Annotated in this window: 16 protein-coding genes and 1 pseudogene; 11 read left to right on the top strand and 6 right to left on the bottom strand. The window is 71.2% G+C overall.

Annotation, left to right across the window (positions count from 1 at the left end; all coding sequences use genetic code 11):
• Positions 1–129: 129 nt before the first annotated feature.
• Entirely contained in the window at positions 130–1011 is an 882-nt protein-coding gene (pqqB, locus tag ACFXGX_RS22930; protein ID WP_384794290.1) for a pyrroloquinoline quinone biosynthesis protein PqqB, read from the top strand.
• Between the two features lie 26 nt (positions 1012–1037).
• On the opposite strand, the gene ACFXGX_RS22925 is transcribed toward pqqB, so the two are convergent.
• The 6 genes from ACFXGX_RS22925 to ACFXGX_RS22900 all read right to left on the bottom strand — a co-directional run bounded on the left by ACFXGX_RS22925 (position 1038) and on the right by ACFXGX_RS22900 (position 6173).
• Entirely contained in the window at positions 1038–1430 is a 393-nt protein-coding gene (locus ACFXGX_RS22925) for a MarR family winged helix-turn-helix transcriptional regulator (RefSeq protein WP_384794287.1), read from the bottom strand.
• A gap of 58 nt (positions 1431–1488) precedes the next feature.
• On the bottom strand, positions 1489–1839 hold the full coding sequence (locus tag ACFXGX_RS22920; RefSeq protein ID WP_355772925.1) for a VOC family protein: 351 nt from the start codon (positions 1837–1839) through the stop codon (positions 1489–1491).
• Between the two features lie 164 nt (positions 1840–2003).
• Positions 2004–3035, bottom strand: coding sequence for a LacI family DNA-binding transcriptional regulator (locus ACFXGX_RS22915; RefSeq protein WP_384794284.1), 1032 nt, complete (start codon positions 3033–3035; stop codon positions 2004–2006).
• Positions 3032–3934 (bottom strand): carbohydrate ABC transporter permease, encoded by a 903-nt coding sequence (locus ACFXGX_RS22910; protein WP_384794281.1) that lies wholly within the window; start codon positions 3932–3934, stop codon positions 3032–3034. The genes ACFXGX_RS22915 and ACFXGX_RS22910 overlap by 4 nt, the downstream gene beginning before the upstream one ends.
• Positions 3931–4854, bottom strand: a complete 924-nt coding sequence (locus ACFXGX_RS22905; protein WP_384794278.1) for a carbohydrate ABC transporter permease — start codon at positions 4852–4854, stop codon at positions 3931–3933. The genes ACFXGX_RS22910 and ACFXGX_RS22905 overlap by 4 nt, the downstream gene beginning before the upstream one ends.
• On the bottom strand, positions 4851–6173 hold the full coding sequence (locus ACFXGX_RS22900; protein WP_384794275.1) for an ABC transporter substrate-binding protein: 1323 nt from the start codon (positions 6171–6173) through the stop codon (positions 4851–4853). The genes ACFXGX_RS22905 and ACFXGX_RS22900 overlap by 4 nt, the downstream gene beginning before the upstream one ends.
• A gap of 312 nt (positions 6174–6485) precedes the next feature.
• Here ACFXGX_RS22900 and ACFXGX_RS22895 point away from each other — a divergent pair, with 312 nt between their 5' ends.
• The 10 genes and pseudogenes from ACFXGX_RS22895 to mptB form a co-directional block, all read left to right on the top strand.
• Complete coding sequence (locus ACFXGX_RS22895; protein WP_384794272.1) at positions 6486–8507, top strand: beta-galactosidase; 2022 nt, start codon at positions 6486–6488, stop codon at positions 8505–8507.
• 541 nt (positions 8508–9048) lie between these two features.
• Complete coding sequence (locus tag ACFXGX_RS22890; RefSeq protein ID WP_384794371.1) at positions 9049–10608, top strand: arabinogalactan endo-beta-1,4-galactanase; 1560 nt, start codon at positions 9049–9051, stop codon at positions 10606–10608.
• A 145-nt stretch (positions 10609–10753) separates the two neighbouring features.
• Complete coding sequence (locus ACFXGX_RS22885) at positions 10754–11041, top strand: winged helix-turn-helix domain-containing protein (RefSeq protein ID WP_384794269.1); 288 nt, start codon at positions 10754–10756, stop codon at positions 11039–11041.
• A gap of 4 nt (positions 11042–11045) precedes the next feature.
• Positions 11046–12023, top strand: a complete 978-nt coding sequence (locus tag ACFXGX_RS22880) for an SMP-30/gluconolactonase/LRE family protein (protein ID WP_384794266.1) — start codon at positions 11046–11048, stop codon at positions 12021–12023.
• Between the two features lie 223 nt (positions 12024–12246).
• A complete protein-coding gene (crcB, locus tag ACFXGX_RS22875; RefSeq protein ID WP_384794263.1) occupies positions 12247–12723 on the top strand; it encodes a fluoride efflux transporter CrcB in 477 nt (158 codons plus the stop codon).
• Entirely contained in the window at positions 12720–13124 is a 405-nt protein-coding gene (locus ACFXGX_RS22870; RefSeq protein WP_384794260.1) for a DUF190 domain-containing protein, read from the top strand. The genes crcB (ACFXGX_RS22875) and ACFXGX_RS22870 overlap by 4 nt, the downstream gene beginning before the upstream one ends.
• Complete coding sequence (gene crcB / locus ACFXGX_RS22865) at positions 13121–13495, top strand: fluoride efflux transporter CrcB (RefSeq protein ID WP_384794257.1); 375 nt, start codon at positions 13121–13123, stop codon at positions 13493–13495. Before ACFXGX_RS22870 ends, crcB (ACFXGX_RS22865) begins: the two co-directional genes overlap by 4 nt.
• Before the next feature lie 83 nt (positions 13496–13578).
• Positions 13579–14415 (top strand): undecaprenyl-diphosphate phosphatase, encoded by an 837-nt coding sequence (locus ACFXGX_RS22860; RefSeq protein ID WP_384794254.1) that lies wholly within the window; start codon positions 13579–13581, stop codon positions 14413–14415.
• Between the two features lie 234 nt (positions 14416–14649).
• Positions 14650–15591, top strand: coding sequence for a glutaminase (locus tag ACFXGX_RS22855; protein ID WP_384794252.1), 942 nt, complete (start codon positions 14650–14652; stop codon positions 15589–15591).
• Between the two features lie 101 nt (positions 15592–15692).
• Positions 15693–16592 (top strand): annotated as a pseudogene (gene mptB / locus ACFXGX_RS22850) (polyprenol phosphomannose-dependent alpha 1,6 mannosyltransferase MptB); the annotation flags it as partial.
• Between the last annotated feature and the right edge of the window lie 28 nt (positions 16593–16620).

Below are 16620 nucleotides of genomic sequence, written 5' to 3'. Positions count from 1 at the left end.
ACCGCCCCGGGATCCGTGGGGTGGGCCCGCGGGCGAAGGATGTCCGGATCCGCCCCTCCGTGAGGAGTGGCCCGGACCGTCCAGAAGGGGAAGATCCCTGGAAAGCCGCCGCGGAGGAGTGGGGTTCCCTTGAGACTCGTCCTGCTGGGTACGGCCGCCGCCGGCGGCTTCCCTCGGTGGAACTGCGCCTGCGCGCCATGCTCGGCCGCCCGCGACGGAAAACTGCCCGCCCGCACCCAGGAGGGCGTCGCCGTCAGCGGCAACTCCCGCGACTGGTGGCTGCTCAACGCCTCACCCGACATCCGTACGCAGCTCAACGCCACCCCCGCGCTCGCACCCGGACCCGGGGGCACGCCCGTGCGCGGCGTCCTGCTGACGGACGCCGAGGCCGCTCACGCGACCGGGCTGACCGGGCTGCACGGCGCCCCGGGACTGAAGGTCTACGCCTCGCCTCCCGTCCTCGCCGCGCTCTCCCCGCTGCGCCCCCTCCTCGACCGCCCCGCCGCGTGGGCCTGGGCGGACAGCTTCACCGAGGGCGGATTCGTCCTGGCCGGAGGCCTGGTCGTCAGCGCCCACGCGCTCGGTTCCCGGACCCCCGGCCACATCCCCGGGGCCGCCGACGACGACCGCTGGGTGACGGCGTACCGGATCGAGGACCTGGCCAGCGGGGGTGTGCTCGTCTACGCACCGTGCCTCGGCCGGTGGACGCCCGCCCTTGACGACCTGCTCGACGGGGCGACCTGCGTCCTGCTCGACGGCACCCTCTACGCGGCGGGCGGGACGGACACCGCCGTACGGGCGCCCCGCGAGTGGACGGCCGCCGCGTGGCACCTTCCGGTCTCCGGCGCGGACGGCAGCCTGGCGGCGCTGGCCCGGCACCCCGGTCCGCGCGTCGTCTACACCCACTTCGACAGCGCGAACCCGCTGCTCGACCCGGCCACGGACGCCTGCGCGTCGGTGACCGGGGCCGGCGCGGAGATCCTGCCGGACGGAGCGGAACTCGTGCTCTAGCCGTGCCGTCCCATGACGGCGACCGCTCAGCCTCGCAGCATGCGGGCGAGCACGGACCGCTGCAGGGGGAGCACCTCGGCGTGCAGCGCGCGGCCCTTCCGGGTGAGCGCGACCCACACTCCGCGGCGGTCCTCCTGGCAGACGGTGCGTTCCACCAGGCCGTCCTTCTCCAGCCGGCCGATGAGCCGGGACAGCGCGCTCTGGCTCAGATGGACCCGGCCCGCGATGTTCTGCACCCGGCAATGCTCGCCGGGCTCCGCGACCGTCTCCGTGACGAGGATGTCCAGGACCTCGAAGTCACTGGCTCCCAGGCCGTGCGGATGCAGCACGCGGTCGATCTCGCACATCGTGCGCGCGTGCACCGACAGGATGTCCCGCCACTGGTCCTCCAGGAGGGCACTGGGCGTCTGCGTTGCCATAATTGAACGGTAACAGAGATCCGGCCATTAGTTGAGAGTGCAATTAGTGCGCCCGCATTCAGTTGGTCGGGTCCTCGATGAGCCCGTACATGTTGCCCTCCGCGTCCTTCACCGACGCGACCTGCCGGCCGTTGCCGACGTCCTGGAGCTCCTGGAGCGTCTCGGCGCCCGCCTCGATCAGGGCCGCCAGGGTCGCCTTGATGTCGTCGACGTGCCAGAAGGGGACCGGGCCGGTCAGGCCCTTGGCGTGACCGTTCGGGTCGAGTCCGACATCCTGGCCCGCGTCCTTGAAACCGACGTAGTACGGCTCGTCCACATAGGGCTCCACCCCGAGCAGCCGGGTGAACAGGGCCTTGGCCTTCGCGATGTCCTTGACGGGGTAGATGATGGTCTTGACTCCGGCGGTCATCTCGACTCCTGTGCGGTGCGTGCGGCCGTGTCGGCCGGCTGTCGTGCCGTGGGCGTTCCGAGGGCACGTTCACGCTAAGCCGGGGGAGCCGGGTACGGCTTCTCGAATCCTGACCGGTGCGCGGGGGAGCCTCCCCCATGCACCGGTGTCCCACGGCACACTCCTCAGGTGGACTCGCGGCGCACCAGCTCCGTCGGCAGGATGACCGCCGCCGGATCCTCGCCGCCGATCTGGGCGAGCAGGACCCGGACCATCTCGGAGCTGATGCGGTCCCAGGGCTGGCGGATGGTGGTCAGGGCCGGGGTGGCGGCTGTGGCGGCGGGGGAGTCGTCGAAGCCGCCGACCGCGACGTCCTGCGGAACCCGGCGGCCGGCCTTGCGCAGCGCGGCCAGCACGCCCTGGGCCATCAGGTCCGAGGCGACGAACACGGCGTCCATGTCCGGGGCGCGGTCGAGGAGCACTTCGGCACCCGCCTCACCGCTGGCGCGGCTGTAGTCCCCGGAAGCGATGAGGCGGTCGTCGGCCTCGACGCCCGCCTCGGCGAGCACTTCCCGGTACCCCGCGAGACGCTCGACACCGCCGGGGGTGTCCAGCGGTCCCGTGACCATGCCGATCCGGCGCCGCCCGAGGGAGAGCAGGTGCGTGACCATGTCCCGGGCTCCGTCGCGGTCGTCGGCGGCCACATAACTCACCTTGGATCCGAGTCCGATGGGCTTGCCGCACGCGACGAGTGGCACGCCCGCCTCGCGCAGTTCCTCGGCGACCGGATCGCCGGAGTGGCTGGAGACCAGCAGCACTCCGTCGACATGGCCGGCCGTGATGTAGCGCGTGATGCGCCGTCGCTCGTCCTGGGTGCCGGCGAGCATCAGTAGGAGGGGGACGTCGTGCGCGGCGAGTGCCTGGGTGCAGCCGCGCAGCAGGACGTTGAAGTTCGGGTCCTCGAAGAACCGCTCCTGGGGCTCGGTCAGCAGGAAGCCGACCGAGTCGGACCGCCCGGTGATCAGCGAACGGGCGTGCCGGTTCACGACGTAGCCCGTCCTGCGGATGGCGGCGTTGACCGCTTCCGCCGCCGAGGGGCTGACGTAGTGCCCGCCGTTGAGCACGCGCGAGACGGTACCCCGCGAGACACCCGCCTCACGCGCGACGTCATGGATCGTCGGCGGCCTGCGCCGGCCCCCCGTGTTGCTCATGGTCATGACTTTACGGCTCCGGACAGCAGGTCGAGGCTCCAGAAGCGCTGGATGACCAGGAACAGCGCGACCAGCGGGACGATCGCGAGCAGGGCGCCGGTGATGACCAGGGTGTACAGGGCCGGCGTGTTGGAGCCCTGTTCCAGGAGCGTGAACAGGCCGAGGGTGATCGGGAACTTCTCGTCGTCGCTGAGCATGATGTAGGGGAGCAGGAAGTTGTTCCACACGGCGACGAACTGGAACAGGAACACCGTCACCAGACCGGGCACCATCATCGGCAGCGCGACCCGCGTGAAGATCCGCCACTCGCCGGCGCCGTCCATCCGGCCGGCCTCGACCACGTCGTCGGGGACGGCCGCGGCGGCGTAGATGCGGGCGAGGTAGACGCCGTACGGGGACAGGACGAGCGGCAGCAGCACGGAGGCGTACGAATCCGTCAGGTCCGCCTTGGCGAGCAGCAGGTACTGCGGGATCGCGAGGATCACCGGCGGCATCAGCACGCCCGCCATGAGCACGTTGAAGATGGTCTCGCGGCCCCGGAAGCGGTAGACGGCCAGGGCGTAGCCGCTGACCGCCGAGACGGCCGTCGACAGCAGGGCGCCGAGACCGGCGTAGAGCGCGGAGTTGCCCATCCACTTCCAGTAGATGCCGTCGCGGTAGGCGCTGAGGTCCTTGATGTTCTGGGTGAACCCGGTGCCGGGCAGGAAGGTGAAGGTCGAGAACAGCTCGCGGCCCGACTTCGTGGCCGCGATGACCACCCAGGCGACGGGCAGCAGACAGTAGAGCGCGCCGAGCAGCAGCGTGAGCGTCGGCACCAGTGCGATCCGGCCGGTCGGGGGAGCCTGGGCGGTGCCGGGGGCCGTGCCCGCGGCCGGCGCGGCCTTGCGGAGGGCGAGAGAACTCATCGTGCCTCCTCCTGCTTGGTACGGGAGTTCGCGGCGCGCAGGAAGCCGAAGGACAGGACCAGTGTGACCGCGGCGATGATCACTGCCTCGGCCGCGGCGGCGTAGATGTCACCGGTGTTGAACGCGTCCCGGTAGACCTTCATGAGCGGACTCCAGGTCGTGGAGACGGAGTTGGTGAGGGGTTTGAGGGTGGTCGGCTCGCTGAAGACCTGGAGCGTGGCGATGATCGAGAAGAAGAAGGTGAGCACCAGGGAAGGCGCCACCATCGGGATCTTGATCCGCAGCGCGGTCTGCAGCGGGGTGGCCCCGTCCAGCCTCGCCGCTTCGAGCACCTCGGCCGGGATGGCCTGGAGCGAGGTGTAGATGACGATCATGTTGAAGCCGGTGCCGCCCCAGACCGCGATGTTCGACAGCGCGATGTACAGCGGGCCGCCGTCCAGCAGGTCGGGCTGGGGCAGGCCCAGCTTGCCGAGGACGAAGTAGAAGGGGCTGACGTCCGGGAGGTACAAGAAGCCCCACAGCAGTGCGGCCACGACGCCGGGGATGGCGTACGGCAGGAAGATCGCGAGCCGGGTGAAGGGGGCGAGCCGCACCTTCTCCGCGTCGAGCATGAGGGCGAAGAGCAGCGCGAGGCCGAGCATCACCGGCACCACGATGGCGCCGTAACCGGCCACGCGCAGGGCGCCGTCGACGAGTTCGCTGTCGGTGAGCGCGTCGGTGTAGTTCCCGAGGCCCGCCCAGACCTCCTTGCGGGCTCCGGCGCCCAGGCCGAGGCCCTTGACCCGCACCTTGTGCAGGCTCAGCCAGATCGCGTAGCCGATGGGCAGCGCGAAGAAGAGGACGAAGAGGATCGTCGCGGGGAGGAGGAATCCGTACGGGGCCCCCTTGACCCCGTACGGCTTCCGGCGTGCGTCGGTCACTGAGCGACCCCGAAGCCCTGCTTCTTCAGGTCGGCGACGGTGGTGTCCTGCATGGTCTTCAGGGCGGCACCGAAGTCCGACTTGTTCTTGGCGGCGGCACCGAAGGCGTCGTTGAAGGACGTGTAGGCGACGTTCACGTTCGGGCCCCAGGCGGAGGGGGCGGTGGTCTTCGCGATCTCCGACGCCTTGGTGTAGAAGTCCGGCTGGTTGGAGAAGAAGGCCGGCGGCTGGGCGAACGCGTCACTGCTCTGCGCGCTGGTGGACGCCGGGTAGATGCCGCTCTCCTTCGCCATCGCGGCCACCGCCTGCGGGTCCGTGTTCAGCCAGGCGGCGAACTTCGCGGCGGCCGCCTTGTGCGGGGAGTCGGTGGTGACGGCCGTCGAGGAGCCGCCCCAACTGCCGGTGGCGTTCTCGCCCGCCGACCACTGCGGCAGCGGGGCCATCGCCCACTTGCCCTTGGTCTGCGGGGCCGCCGTGGTCAGGGTTCCGGGCGCCCACACCGCGCTGACCCAGGCGATCTCCTTGCCGGTGTTCAGCGCCTTGTTCCAGGCCGGCTGGTACATCGGCTCGTTGTTGATCGCGCCCTCCTTGACGAGACCGCCCCAGAAGTCGGCGACCTTCTGGGTGGCGGCGTCGTCGATGCCGACCTTCCACTTGTCGCCCGAGGAGGTCCACCACTTGGCGCCCGCCTGCTGGGCCAGTCCGGCGAAGAGTCCGGAGTCGTTGGCGGAGAAGGTGGTCAGGGCCTTGTCGGGCGCCTTCTTCTTCAGCGCGCGGGCGGTCTCGGCGAACTGCTCCCAGGTGGTGGGGACCGTCAGGCCGTACTTCTTGAACAGGTCCGCGCGGTAGTAGAACATCATCGGGCCGATGTCCTGCGGGATCGCGTAGACCGCGTCCGTCCCCAGTGTCGTCTGCTGCCAGACGGCGTCGGCGAACTTGGACTTGGCGTCCTTCGACTCGGCGGCTATGTCGGCGAGCGCGTCGTTGCTGACCAGGGTCGGCAGCGCCTGGTACTCGGCCTGGACCAGGTCCGGTGCCTTCTTCGCCTTGTGCGCGGTGAGGATCTTGGTGATGAGCGAGTCGCCCGAGGCCTGCTTCTTCACCTCGACGGTGATCTGCTGCTTCTTGCCCGGCCCCTTGTTCCAGAGGTCGACGACCTTGTCCATGCCCGGCGCCCAGGTCCAGAACGTCAGTGTCGCGGGTCCGGACTGGGATTCGCTCTTGTCGTCGTCGGACGAGCCGCAGGCGACGAGCGAGGTGGCGCCGAGGACGACGGCGATGGTGCTGGCCACGAGGCGGTTGTGCTTCGTGTTGGGCATGGAACGTTCTCCCCTGACCTGGGCCTCCGCCTGTTGCGGAAGGCCTGCCCTGTTCTTGCGCGGTTTTGCTTTCCGGGGGTGCGCCGGCGGCATCGGGACCACGAGCGTGCGCGAGGCTCTTCGGGCCCTCGCACGCTCGTCCGCCGACACCTGAGCACCCCTTGGGCTCACGTGCCGTGCTTCTGTGAGCGTTCACAGTAGAGAAACATCCCGGACACTTGTCAATGGTTGTTGCTGTGCGGTTATGTTGGGCTCACGCCGCTGGCGATGTGTGTGCACGTTCCCAAATGATCGATTACATGGGAGAGATCCATGCCGGAGACCAACCCCAAGGGCCTCACCGGGCTCGCCTTCGGTGGGGACTACAACCCCGAGCAGTGGCCGGAAAGCGTCTGGCCCGAGGACGTCCGGCTGATGCGGGAAGCGGGCGTCACGATGGTGAGCGTCGGGATCTTCTCCTGGGCCCTCCTCGAACCGGCCCGGGGCACCTACGAGTTCGGCTGGCTCGACCGCGTGCTCGACCTGCTCCACGAGAACGGCATACGCGCGGACCTGGGCACCCCGACCGTCGCACCGCCCGCCTGGTTCTACCGCGAACACCCCGAGGCGCTGCCCGTGGCCGCCGACGGCACCCGCTACGCCTTCGGTTCACGCGGCGCCATCTGCCACAGCAACACCCACTACCGCGCCGCCGCCGCCGCCATCACCACCCGGCTCGCGACCCGGTACGCCGACCACCCCGCCCTCGCCCTGTGGCACGTCCACAACGAGTACGGCGTCCCCGTCTCCGCCTGCTACTGCGACTCCTGCGCCGCACACTTCCGCCGGTGGCTGACCGGCACCTACGGGACGGTCGACGAACTCAACGCGGCCTGGGGGACGGCCTTCTGGGGCCAGCGGTACACCACCTTCGACCAGGTCGACCCGCCACGCGTGACCCCGACCGTCGGCAACCCGGCCCAGGCGCTGGACCACAAGCGGTTCGCCGACGCGACCATGCGGGAGAACTTCGTGGCCGAACGGGACATCCTCCACCGCCTCGCGCCCGGCATCCCCGTCACCACCAACTTCATGACGGCCCTCAGCCAGTGCGACTCGATCGACTACTGGGCATGGGGCCGCGAGGTCGACCTGGTCACCAACGACCACTATCTGATGACCGACGGGCGCCGCACCCATGTGAACCTCGCGATGGCCGCCGACCTCACCCGCTCCGTCGCCGGCGGCGCCCCCTGGCTGCTCCTCGAACACTCCACCTCGGGCGTCAACTGGCAGCCCCGCAACCCCGCCAAGGCGCCCGGCCAGATGGCCCGCAACTCCCTCTCCCACGTGGCCCGCGGCTCCGAGGGCGCCCTGTTCTTCCAGTGGCGGCAGTCCCGCAGCGGCGCGGAGAAGTTCCACTCCTCGATGCTGCCGCACGCCGGCACCGACTCCCGCGTATGGCGCGAGGTCGTCGAACTCGGTGCGGCCGTCGACTCGTTGGCCGCCGTCAAGGGCACCCGGACGGTCGCCGACGTGGCCGTGCTGTGGGACTGGCAGTCCTGGTGGGCGCAGAGCCTGCAGTGGCGTCCGAGCGAGGACCACGACGCCCGTGAGCGCGCCGACGCCTTCTACGAAGCCCTCTACGACCGTCACCTCACCGTCGACTTCGCCCACCCGGAAGCCGACTTGTCGGCCTATCCCCTTGTCGTCGTACCCGCCCTCTATCTGATGACCGAGGCCGCGGGGAACAACCTCAGGGAGTACGTCGAACGCGGCGGTACCCTCCTCGTCTCCTACTTCTCCGGCATCGTCGACGAGCACGACGCCGTCCACGAAGGCCCCCACCCCGGCGCTCTGCGGGACGTACTCGGCCTGACCGTCGAGGAGTTCTCCCCGCTGCTCCAGGGGGAACGCGTCCGGATCGCCGGGCCCGACGGCTCCGAACTCACCGGCGACGTGTGGACCGAGTTCGTGGTGCCGCGCGGTGCCGAGACCGTGTGGACGTACGCGAGCGGGCTCGCCGCCGGACATCCGGCGGTCACCCGGCACCGGAGCGGCGCGGGCTCGGCCTGGTACGTGTCCACGCGCCTCGCGGCCGAGGGGCTCGACGCCCTGATCGGCCGGGTGGCCGACGACGCGCGCGTCGCCCCGCGCGCCGACCTGCCCCGCGATGTCGAAGTGGTGCGCCGCGGCGGCGAGTCGGGCACCTACGTCTTCGCCGTCAACCACACGGCGTCCGACGCCAAGGTGCCGCTGGACGCGCACGGCACCGAGTTGCTGACCGGCGAACGCGCCGCGGGCCGGCTGGCGGTTCCGGCGGGCGCGGTGCGGGTCGTACGCCTGGACGGCTGACCGGCCCGGGGGCCACGCGGGCCGGGACACCGGGCGCCCCGGCCCGAACCGCCCCGGGCGTACGGGACTTGCGCGGGAGCCGGGTCGATCGGCCCCGCCCCGCTCGGTCCGGACAACGGGCTCGCGTGACCGGCGGGGGTGATCGGCCCGACCCACGCGGCCCCGGCGTACGGGCCTTGCACAGGCCCCGGATAGAGCAGCCCAGCCCAGCCGCGCCTGGTCCGGGCGTACGAGCTCCGCGCGGCCCGAGTTGATCAGCCCGCCCCCCCGCCCAGTCAACTAGCCCGCACGGAATGCGGGTTGATCGGCCCAGCCCCACCCGGTCCGGGCGCACCGGGCTTGCGCAGCCCAGGCCGAGCAGCCCCGCCCGACCGGTCCGGACGCCCGGGGCACCGCACCCGGCGGCACACACCGACCCCCCTCCGCCCGCGTGAGCCAGGAAGCCGCGGGCGGAGGGGTTCGCCCCCGGATTCACCCGGATCCGCCCCGGATCCACCGGGGGCACCTTCTCCCCACCACGTCGAAGGGACGACGGACGATGATGTTCCATCCCAGACGCACCCTCAGGGCCCTGCTGCTGCCGCTCGCGGCCGGGCTCGCCCTCGCCGCACTGCCCGCGCAGACCGCGCACGCGGCGAGCACCCTGACCAATGCCGGGTTCGAGGCCGACGGGTCCGGCGTCGCCGTGCCCGCCGGCTGGTCGGAGTCCGGCTCCACCGGCGCCTCCTACGTCGAGGCCGGGGGCCACGGCGGGAGCTACCGCCTCAGCCACTACTCCGCCTCGGCCTACAAGGTGGAGACCTACCAGACCCTCACCGGGCTCACCAACGGCAGCTACAAGCTCACCGCGTGGGTGCGCTCGGGCGGCGGACAGAACTCCGCCTACCTCGCCCTGAAGAACTGCGGCGGCACCGAACAGCGCACCGACCTGCCGGTCTCCACCAGCGGGTGGATCCACCTGGTCGTGCCCGTCTCCGTGACGGGCAACCAGTGCACGATCAGCGTCTACTCCGACGCCAACGCCGGGAACTGGATCAACGTCGACGATCTGACGTTCACCTCCGGGACCACCGGACTGTCCGTCAAGGGCTCCGACATCTCCTCCCTCGCCAAGAGCGAGGCCTACGGCGGTGTCTACAAGACCGGTTCCGGCACCACCGGCGACGCGCTCGCCATCCTGAAGTCGGCCGGGATGAACTACGCGCGCCTCAAGGTCTGGGTGAATCCGGCCGACGGCTACAACAACAAGGCGCGTGTCCTGGCGATGGCCAAGCGCACCAAGGCGCAGGGCATGAAACTCCTGGTCGACTTCCACTACTCGGACACCTGGGCCGACCCCGGCACCCAGACCAAGCCGGCCGCCTGGGCCGGACACTCGTACAGCCAGCTCAAGACGGACGTCTACAACCACACGTACGACGTCCTGAACGCCCTGAAGGCGCAGGGCACCACGGCCGACATGGTGCAGATCGGCAACGAGATCAACGGCGGCATGCTCTGGTCCGAGGGCTCCACGGACAACTTCGCGCAGCTCGCGGGACTGCTCAACTCCGGCTACGACGCGGCCAAGGCGGTCAGCTCCTCCACCGTCGTGGCCCTGCACCTCGCCAAGGGCGGCGATCTCACCGGCACCCGCTGGTGGTTCGACACCGCCCTCGCCAACGGCGTGAAGTTCGACGCCATCGGCCTGTCCTACTACGGCTACTGGCACGGCTCGCTGTACGACTTCCAGACCACCCTGGACGACGCCGCCTCCCGCTACGCCAAGCCGGTCTTCCTCGCCGAGACGGCCTACCCCTTCCGTCTGGACAGCGACGACGCGCTCGTCAACCAGATCGACACGACGGCCGAACTGGTCTCCGGCTACGCGGCGACGACCACAGGGCAGTCCAACTGGCTTCGTGACGTCATGAACATCGTGGAGGCCGTACCGAACGGCCGGGGCCTCGGCGTCTTCTACTGGGAGGCCACCTGGACCGCCGTGACCGGCAACGGCTGGGACCCGGCCGATCCCTCCTCCGGCAACGGCTGGGAGAACCAGGCCCTGTTCGGCTTCGACGACAAGGCGCTTCCGGCCATGTCCCTGTTCGGTCACCGCTGAGCGGAAAGGGGTCCGGCCGCCGGTGCGGCCGGGCCCCGTGCGTCCTGTGAGGCGTTCCCCTCCGGCCAGGGTCGCGGGAAGACCGTGCGTGCCGCCGTCGGCTGCGGGACAGTGGCGGGAGACCGTCACGACGGAGGGGGACGCGATGCTGAGGGGAGCCGGCAACGGCCAAAGACTGGACATCCTGGAGTGGTTGCGCACCCCCGCGGCGCACTTCCCGCCGCAGCGCGGTGCCGACCTCGTCGAGGACGGTGTCAGTTCCGAGGCCCTCGCCGCCAAACTCGGAGTGAGCCGGGCCATGGCGCGCACCCACCTCGACCTCCTCACCGGAGTCGGCCTCCTGCGCGCCAAGAAGCTGGGGCGGCGGACCTACTACCGACGCGACGAGTACCGTATCGCCGAAGTGAGCCACTACTTCGAGAAGGGCTGGTAGGCACGTGGGAGACGGGTCCGGCACGACGGCCGCAACTCTTTCGCCGAGGCGCGCGGTGCCGCTCGGCGGCCGCGGCCCCGAGGACGTGGTGGCCGACTCCCGGGGCGGGGTGCTGACCGGTCTGGAGGACGGCCGCATCGTACGCGTCGAAAGCCTCGGCGACCCCGACCGCACCACGGTCCGGGTCGTCGCCGAGACGGGAGGCAGGCCGCTCGGCCTCGAACTCCTGCCGGACAACGCCCTGTTGGTGTGCGATGCCGAACGCGGACTGCTGCGGGTCGGCCTCGGCGACGGAGTGGTCCGCGTCCTCGCCGACCGGGTCGCCGGTGTTCCGCTGCGCTTCTGCAGCAATGTGGTCGCCCTCTCGGACGGCACCGTCTACTTCACCGTCTCCAGCCGGAGTTACCCCCTGAAGCAGTGGATCGGCGATCTCGTCGAACACACCGGTTCCGGCTGCCTGCTGCGCCTCGCGCCGGGCGAGACCGAACCCGAAGTGCTGCTGGAGGGACTGCAGTTCGCCAACGGTCTCGCCGCCTCCGCCGACGAGTCGTTCCTCGTCCTGGCGGAGACCGGCAGGTTCCGTCTCGTCCGCCACTGGCTCACCGGACCGCGAGCGGGCCACTCCGAGACCTTCGCCGACGACCTCCCCGGCCAGCCGGACAACCTCTGGCGCGCCCCGGACGGCCCGATCTGGGTGGCCCTGGCGGGCCCCCGCGTCGGCGCCCTGGAATTCCTGCACCGCCGGGGCCCGGCCGTCCGGCGCACCGCGGCCCGGGTCGCGGTGCGGGCGCCCTTCAGGCCGCCGGGCACCACCGGAGTCCTCGCGGTCGACGACGACGGCGCCGTCGTGCACCACCTGGAGAGCCGCCGTGCCCGGTTCCGGATGGTGACCAGCGCCTGTGAGTCCGACGGCCGGCTGATCCTCGGCAGCATCTGGGAGCGCGGCCTCGCCGTCTGCGATCTTCCGGGCGCCACCGGCTGAGCCGCCGGGCCCCTCGGAGGGGCCGCCGTGCGCGGTTCGCGGGGCGGACCGGGTGTGCGCGGCCCGTGCGCCCGGCGTTACCCTGGTCACCAGCCGCGATCTTGCAGCGCGGCACGGCGGTGGGGCCCGCCGTACCCGAACCGCGGCGCGGATGCCGCCAACGGTCCCTGCTTGCGATGCCGTGTGCCCGCACCCGGCCCGGCGAGTAGGAGCACCGGAGACCATGACCGTCCCGCACCCCGAGCACGTCGGCGAGTCCGGCGCCCCCGTACGCGCGCCCGCGCGCCCGCCCTCCCCCTGGCGCGGCCAGGGCCCGGTCGTCGCGGCGGTCTCCCTGGGCGGCACCATCGGTGCCGCGGCCCGCTACGGCGCGGGTCTGCTGTGGCCCACGCCGGACGGCACCTTCCCCTGGACCACGTTCACGATCAACGTCGTGGGCTGCGCCGTCATCGGCGTACTCATGGTGGTGGTCACCGACGTACGGTCGGTGCACCGCCTCGCACGCCCCTTCTTCGGCACCGGAGTCCTGGGCGGCTTCACCACCTTCTCGACGTACGCCGTCGACATCCGCGACCTGGTCGGCACCGGCCACCCGGGCACCGGGCTCGTGTATCTCGCCGCCACCCTGTTCGCGGCGCTCGCGGCGGTGTGGATCGGCACCACGGCGACCCGCCGTGCCCTGGCATGGAGGCGGCGATGACAAGGCTGACCGGCGACGCCCTGAGACTGACGGTGCTCATCGGCGAGAACGACACCTGGCACCACAAGCCGCTCTACGCGGAGATCGTGCACCGCGCCCACGCGGCGGGCCTCGCGGGCGCCAGCGTCTTCAAGGGCATCGAGGGCTTCGGCGCCTCCTCCCTCATCCACACCTCGCGGCTGCTCTCGCTGAGCGAGGACCTGCCGGTGGCCGTGATCGTCGTGGACACCGAGGAGCGGGTCCGGGCGTTCCTGCCGCAGCTCGACGAACTGGTCACCGAGGGTCTGGTGCTCCTCGACCCCTGCGAGGTCATCCGGTACGCGGGCCGCGGCGGCTCACCCGGTGACCCCTCCGGCGCGACCGGCGGCGGCCCGTCCGGAGAAGGCGGGACCCCGCGGTGAACTGGCTGCTGGTGATCATCGGCGCCGCGGTCGGCGCACCCCTGCGGTACCTGACCGACCGGGCGGTACAGCTCAGGCACGATACGGTCTTCCCCTGGGGCACCCTCGTCGTGAACGTGGCAGGGTGCCTGATCCTCGGGCTGCTGACCGGTGCCGCCTCGGCGGGGCAGGTGTCGGAGCACCTGCGACTGCTGATCGGGACCGGGCTGTGCGGGGCTCTGACCACGTACTCGACGTTCTCCTACGAGACCCTGCGGCTGAGCGAGACGGGTGCGGCGTTCTACGCTGCCGCCAACGTGATCGTGAGCGTGACGGCGGGCCTGGGCGCGGCGTTCGCCGGGGTCTCGTTTGCCCAAGCTTTGTGGACGTAGGTGCCGGCCGCCCGCTGCTATAGGTAACACTGTCTCCTGCATCGTCTACAGCACTGTCGACCAACTCCTCAGAACTGGATCCCATGAGCGTCATCAACGTCGGTCAGGCCGTCGTCCTCGGAGTCGTCGAGGGGGTGACCGAATTCCTCCCCGTCTCCTCGACCGGTCACCTCAAGATCACCGAGGGACTGATGAACATCCCCGTCGACGACGACGCCGTCGTCGGTTTCTCCGCGGTCATCCAGGTCGGCGCGATCGCCGCCGTGCTCGTGTACTTCTTCAAGGACATCGTGCGGATCGTCTCCGCCTGGGGACGCGGCCTGCGCGACAAGAACGAGCGGCAGAGCCACGACTACAAGTTCGCCTGGTGGGTCATCTACGCGACGATCCCGATCGTGGCCGTGGGCCTCGCGGCCAAGCCGCTCATCGAGGGTCCGCTGGCCTCCCTGTGGGTGGTCGCGGGCTCGTTGATCGCGGGCAGTGCCGTGATGTGGGCGGCCGACCAGATGGGCCGTCACAAGCGCGGTGAGGACGACGTCTCCTTCAAGGACGCGATGCTGGTCGGCAGCTCCCAGATCCTCGCCCTGCTCTTCCCCGGCTTCTCGCGCTCCGGCGCCACCATGTCGACGGGCCTCATCCTCGACCTGGACCGCGTCGCCGCCACCCGGCTCTCCTTCTTCCTCGGCATCCCGGCCCTGACCGGCGCGGGCCTGTACGAGCTGAAGGACGCCCTGGGCACCGGCGTGGGCGCCGCGCCGCTGATCGTCGGCACCGTCGTGTCGTTCGTGGTCGCCTACGCCTCGATCGCCTGGCTGCTGAAGTTCGTCGCCAAGCACTCCTTCAACGCCTTCGTCATCTACCGCATCGTCATCGGCGTGCTGCTCTTCGGGCTGCTCGGCTCGGGCGTCATCGACAGCTGACACCGCTCCGGGCGCCGGTGCGAACCGGCTCCGGGCACGAACGGTCCGCTCACAGGGGGCGCGAAGCCGGATTCCGGCTCCGCGCCCCCTGTGCCGTTCCCGCGCACCCCGTTCGATCAGGAGGCGGTGAGGCGGTGAGGCGGTGAGGCGGTGAGGCGGTGAGGCGGTGAGGCGGTGAGGCGGGGAAGCAGGGCCGCCGGGCCGTGGGACGGAGCGGGCGGCACAATGGCGATCATGCCCGGGAAATCGCCGTACCCGTCCTCCCACACCTTCCAGCCGATCCTTGAGCGCATCGCCACCGAGATCGCGCAGACCCCGGGACGCGGTCGGCCCGCCGACTACATCCCGGCGCTGGCCGCCTGCGATCCGCGCAGCTTCGGCATGGCCGTCGCGGAGCTCGACGGCACGGTGTACGGCGTGGGGGACTGGCGGCAGCCGTTCTCCACGCAGTCCATCACGAAGGTCTTCACCCTCGCCCTCGACCTGGCCCGCGAGGGCGACGCGCTGTGGGAGCACGTCGGGCGGGAGCCCTCCGGCAACCCGTTCAACTCCCTGGTCCAGCTCGAGTACGAGAACGGCATCCCGCGCAACCCGTTCATCAACGCCGGAGCCCTCGTCGTCACCGACCGCCTCCAGACCCGTACCGGGGACGCGGCCGGCGTCCTGCTGGAGTTCCTGCGCGCCGAGAGCGGCAACGCGCGGCTCGACTTCGACCGGGACATCGCCGCCTCCGAGACCGCGAACGGCGACCGCAACGCGGCACTCGGCCATTTCATGGCGTCGTACGGCAACATCGACAACCCGGTGCCCGTCCTGCTCGACCAGTACTTCCTGCAGTGCTCGATCGCCGCGTCCTGCGCCGATCTCGCCCTCGCCACCGGATTCCTGGCCCGGCACGGTATCCGGGCCGACGGCGGGCGGCTGCTCCCGCGGAGTCAGGCCAAGCAGGTCAACGCGATCATGCTGACCTGCGGGACCTACGACGCCGCGGGCGACTTCGCCTACCGGGTCGGGCTCCCGGGGAAGAGCGGGGTGGGCGGCGGCATCATCGCCGTGGTGCCCGGCCGGTGCACCCTGTGCGTCTGGAGCCCGGGTCTCGACGAACGCGGGAACTCCGTGGCCGGCGTGGCGGCCCTGGACCGGTTCACGACCCTCACCGGCGTGTCGGTGTTCTGAATACCGTCCCACCACAGGGAGGTCACGCTCCGGACCCCGTCCGGAGAGCGCCGCGTCGCCTTCCGGCCACTCGGCGTTGACACGCTTGCGGAGTGTTGGCCATGGCTTTCCCCGTCGATCTCCGCCGCTGCCAGGCTCTGGGCCTGGCCGGTACCGCCGTTCTCGCGCTGGGCGGCGAGACCGCCGGGGCCCTGCCCGCACGGGATCTCCTCGCCCCCGGGTCGGGGAGGGCCGTACTCGGCCTGGTCGGGGTGTACTTCGGCGTCGTTCTGCTGATAGCCGCCTGGGCGCTGCTGGGCACTGTCGTACGCGGGCCGGAACCGCCGACTCCGCGTGCCCTGCTGCTCGTTCTGGCCACCTGGGCGGCGCCGCTGCTGCTCGCGCCACCGCTTTTCAGCCGGGACGTCTACAGCTATCTCGCGCAGGGCGCCATGGTCGACGCCCACATCGACGTCTACGCGTACGGCCCCACGCGGCTCGGCGGGCCGCTCGCCGACGAGGTGGCGCCGGTCTGGCAGAGCACGACGACGCCGTACGGCCCGGTCTTCCTCGCCGTCGCCCGCGGACTGTCCTCGCTGACCCGCGGGGAGATACCGGCCGGACTCCTCGGCATGCGCGTGGTCGCCCTGCTCGGTGTCGCCCTGATGGCGGCGGCCCTGCCCCGCCTCGCCCGGCACAGCGGCGCCGATCCGGCCGCCGCGCTCTGGCTGGGCGCGCTGAACCCCCTGGTCCTGCTGCACCTGGTGGCGGGCGCGCACAACGACGCCATCATGCTCGGACTGCTCGGCGTCGGCCTGGTGGCCGCGCGCGGCCGATGGCCTGTCGCGGGCATCGTCCTCGTCACCCTCGCGGCCCTCGTCAAGGCGCCCGCCGCGCTCGGCCTGGTGGCGGTGATCGCGCTGCGAGGGCGCGGGCAGGGGCGCCGGGGCATCGCGCGGGCCAGCGCGCACACCGGGGGTGGGGGCGGGGGGGCGACGGGCCGCGCCCCCGCGGTGGCGGGGTAGGGGGGCGGGGGGGGTTAGCGCGCCA

Origin of the sequence: Streptomyces sp. NPDC059371 (assembly GCF_042751995.1) — a bacterium.
Classification (GTDB): domain Bacteria; phylum Actinomycetota; class Actinomycetes; order Streptomycetales; family Streptomycetaceae; genus Streptomyces.
This window is presented reverse-complemented; position numbering and strand designations above follow the sequence as displayed.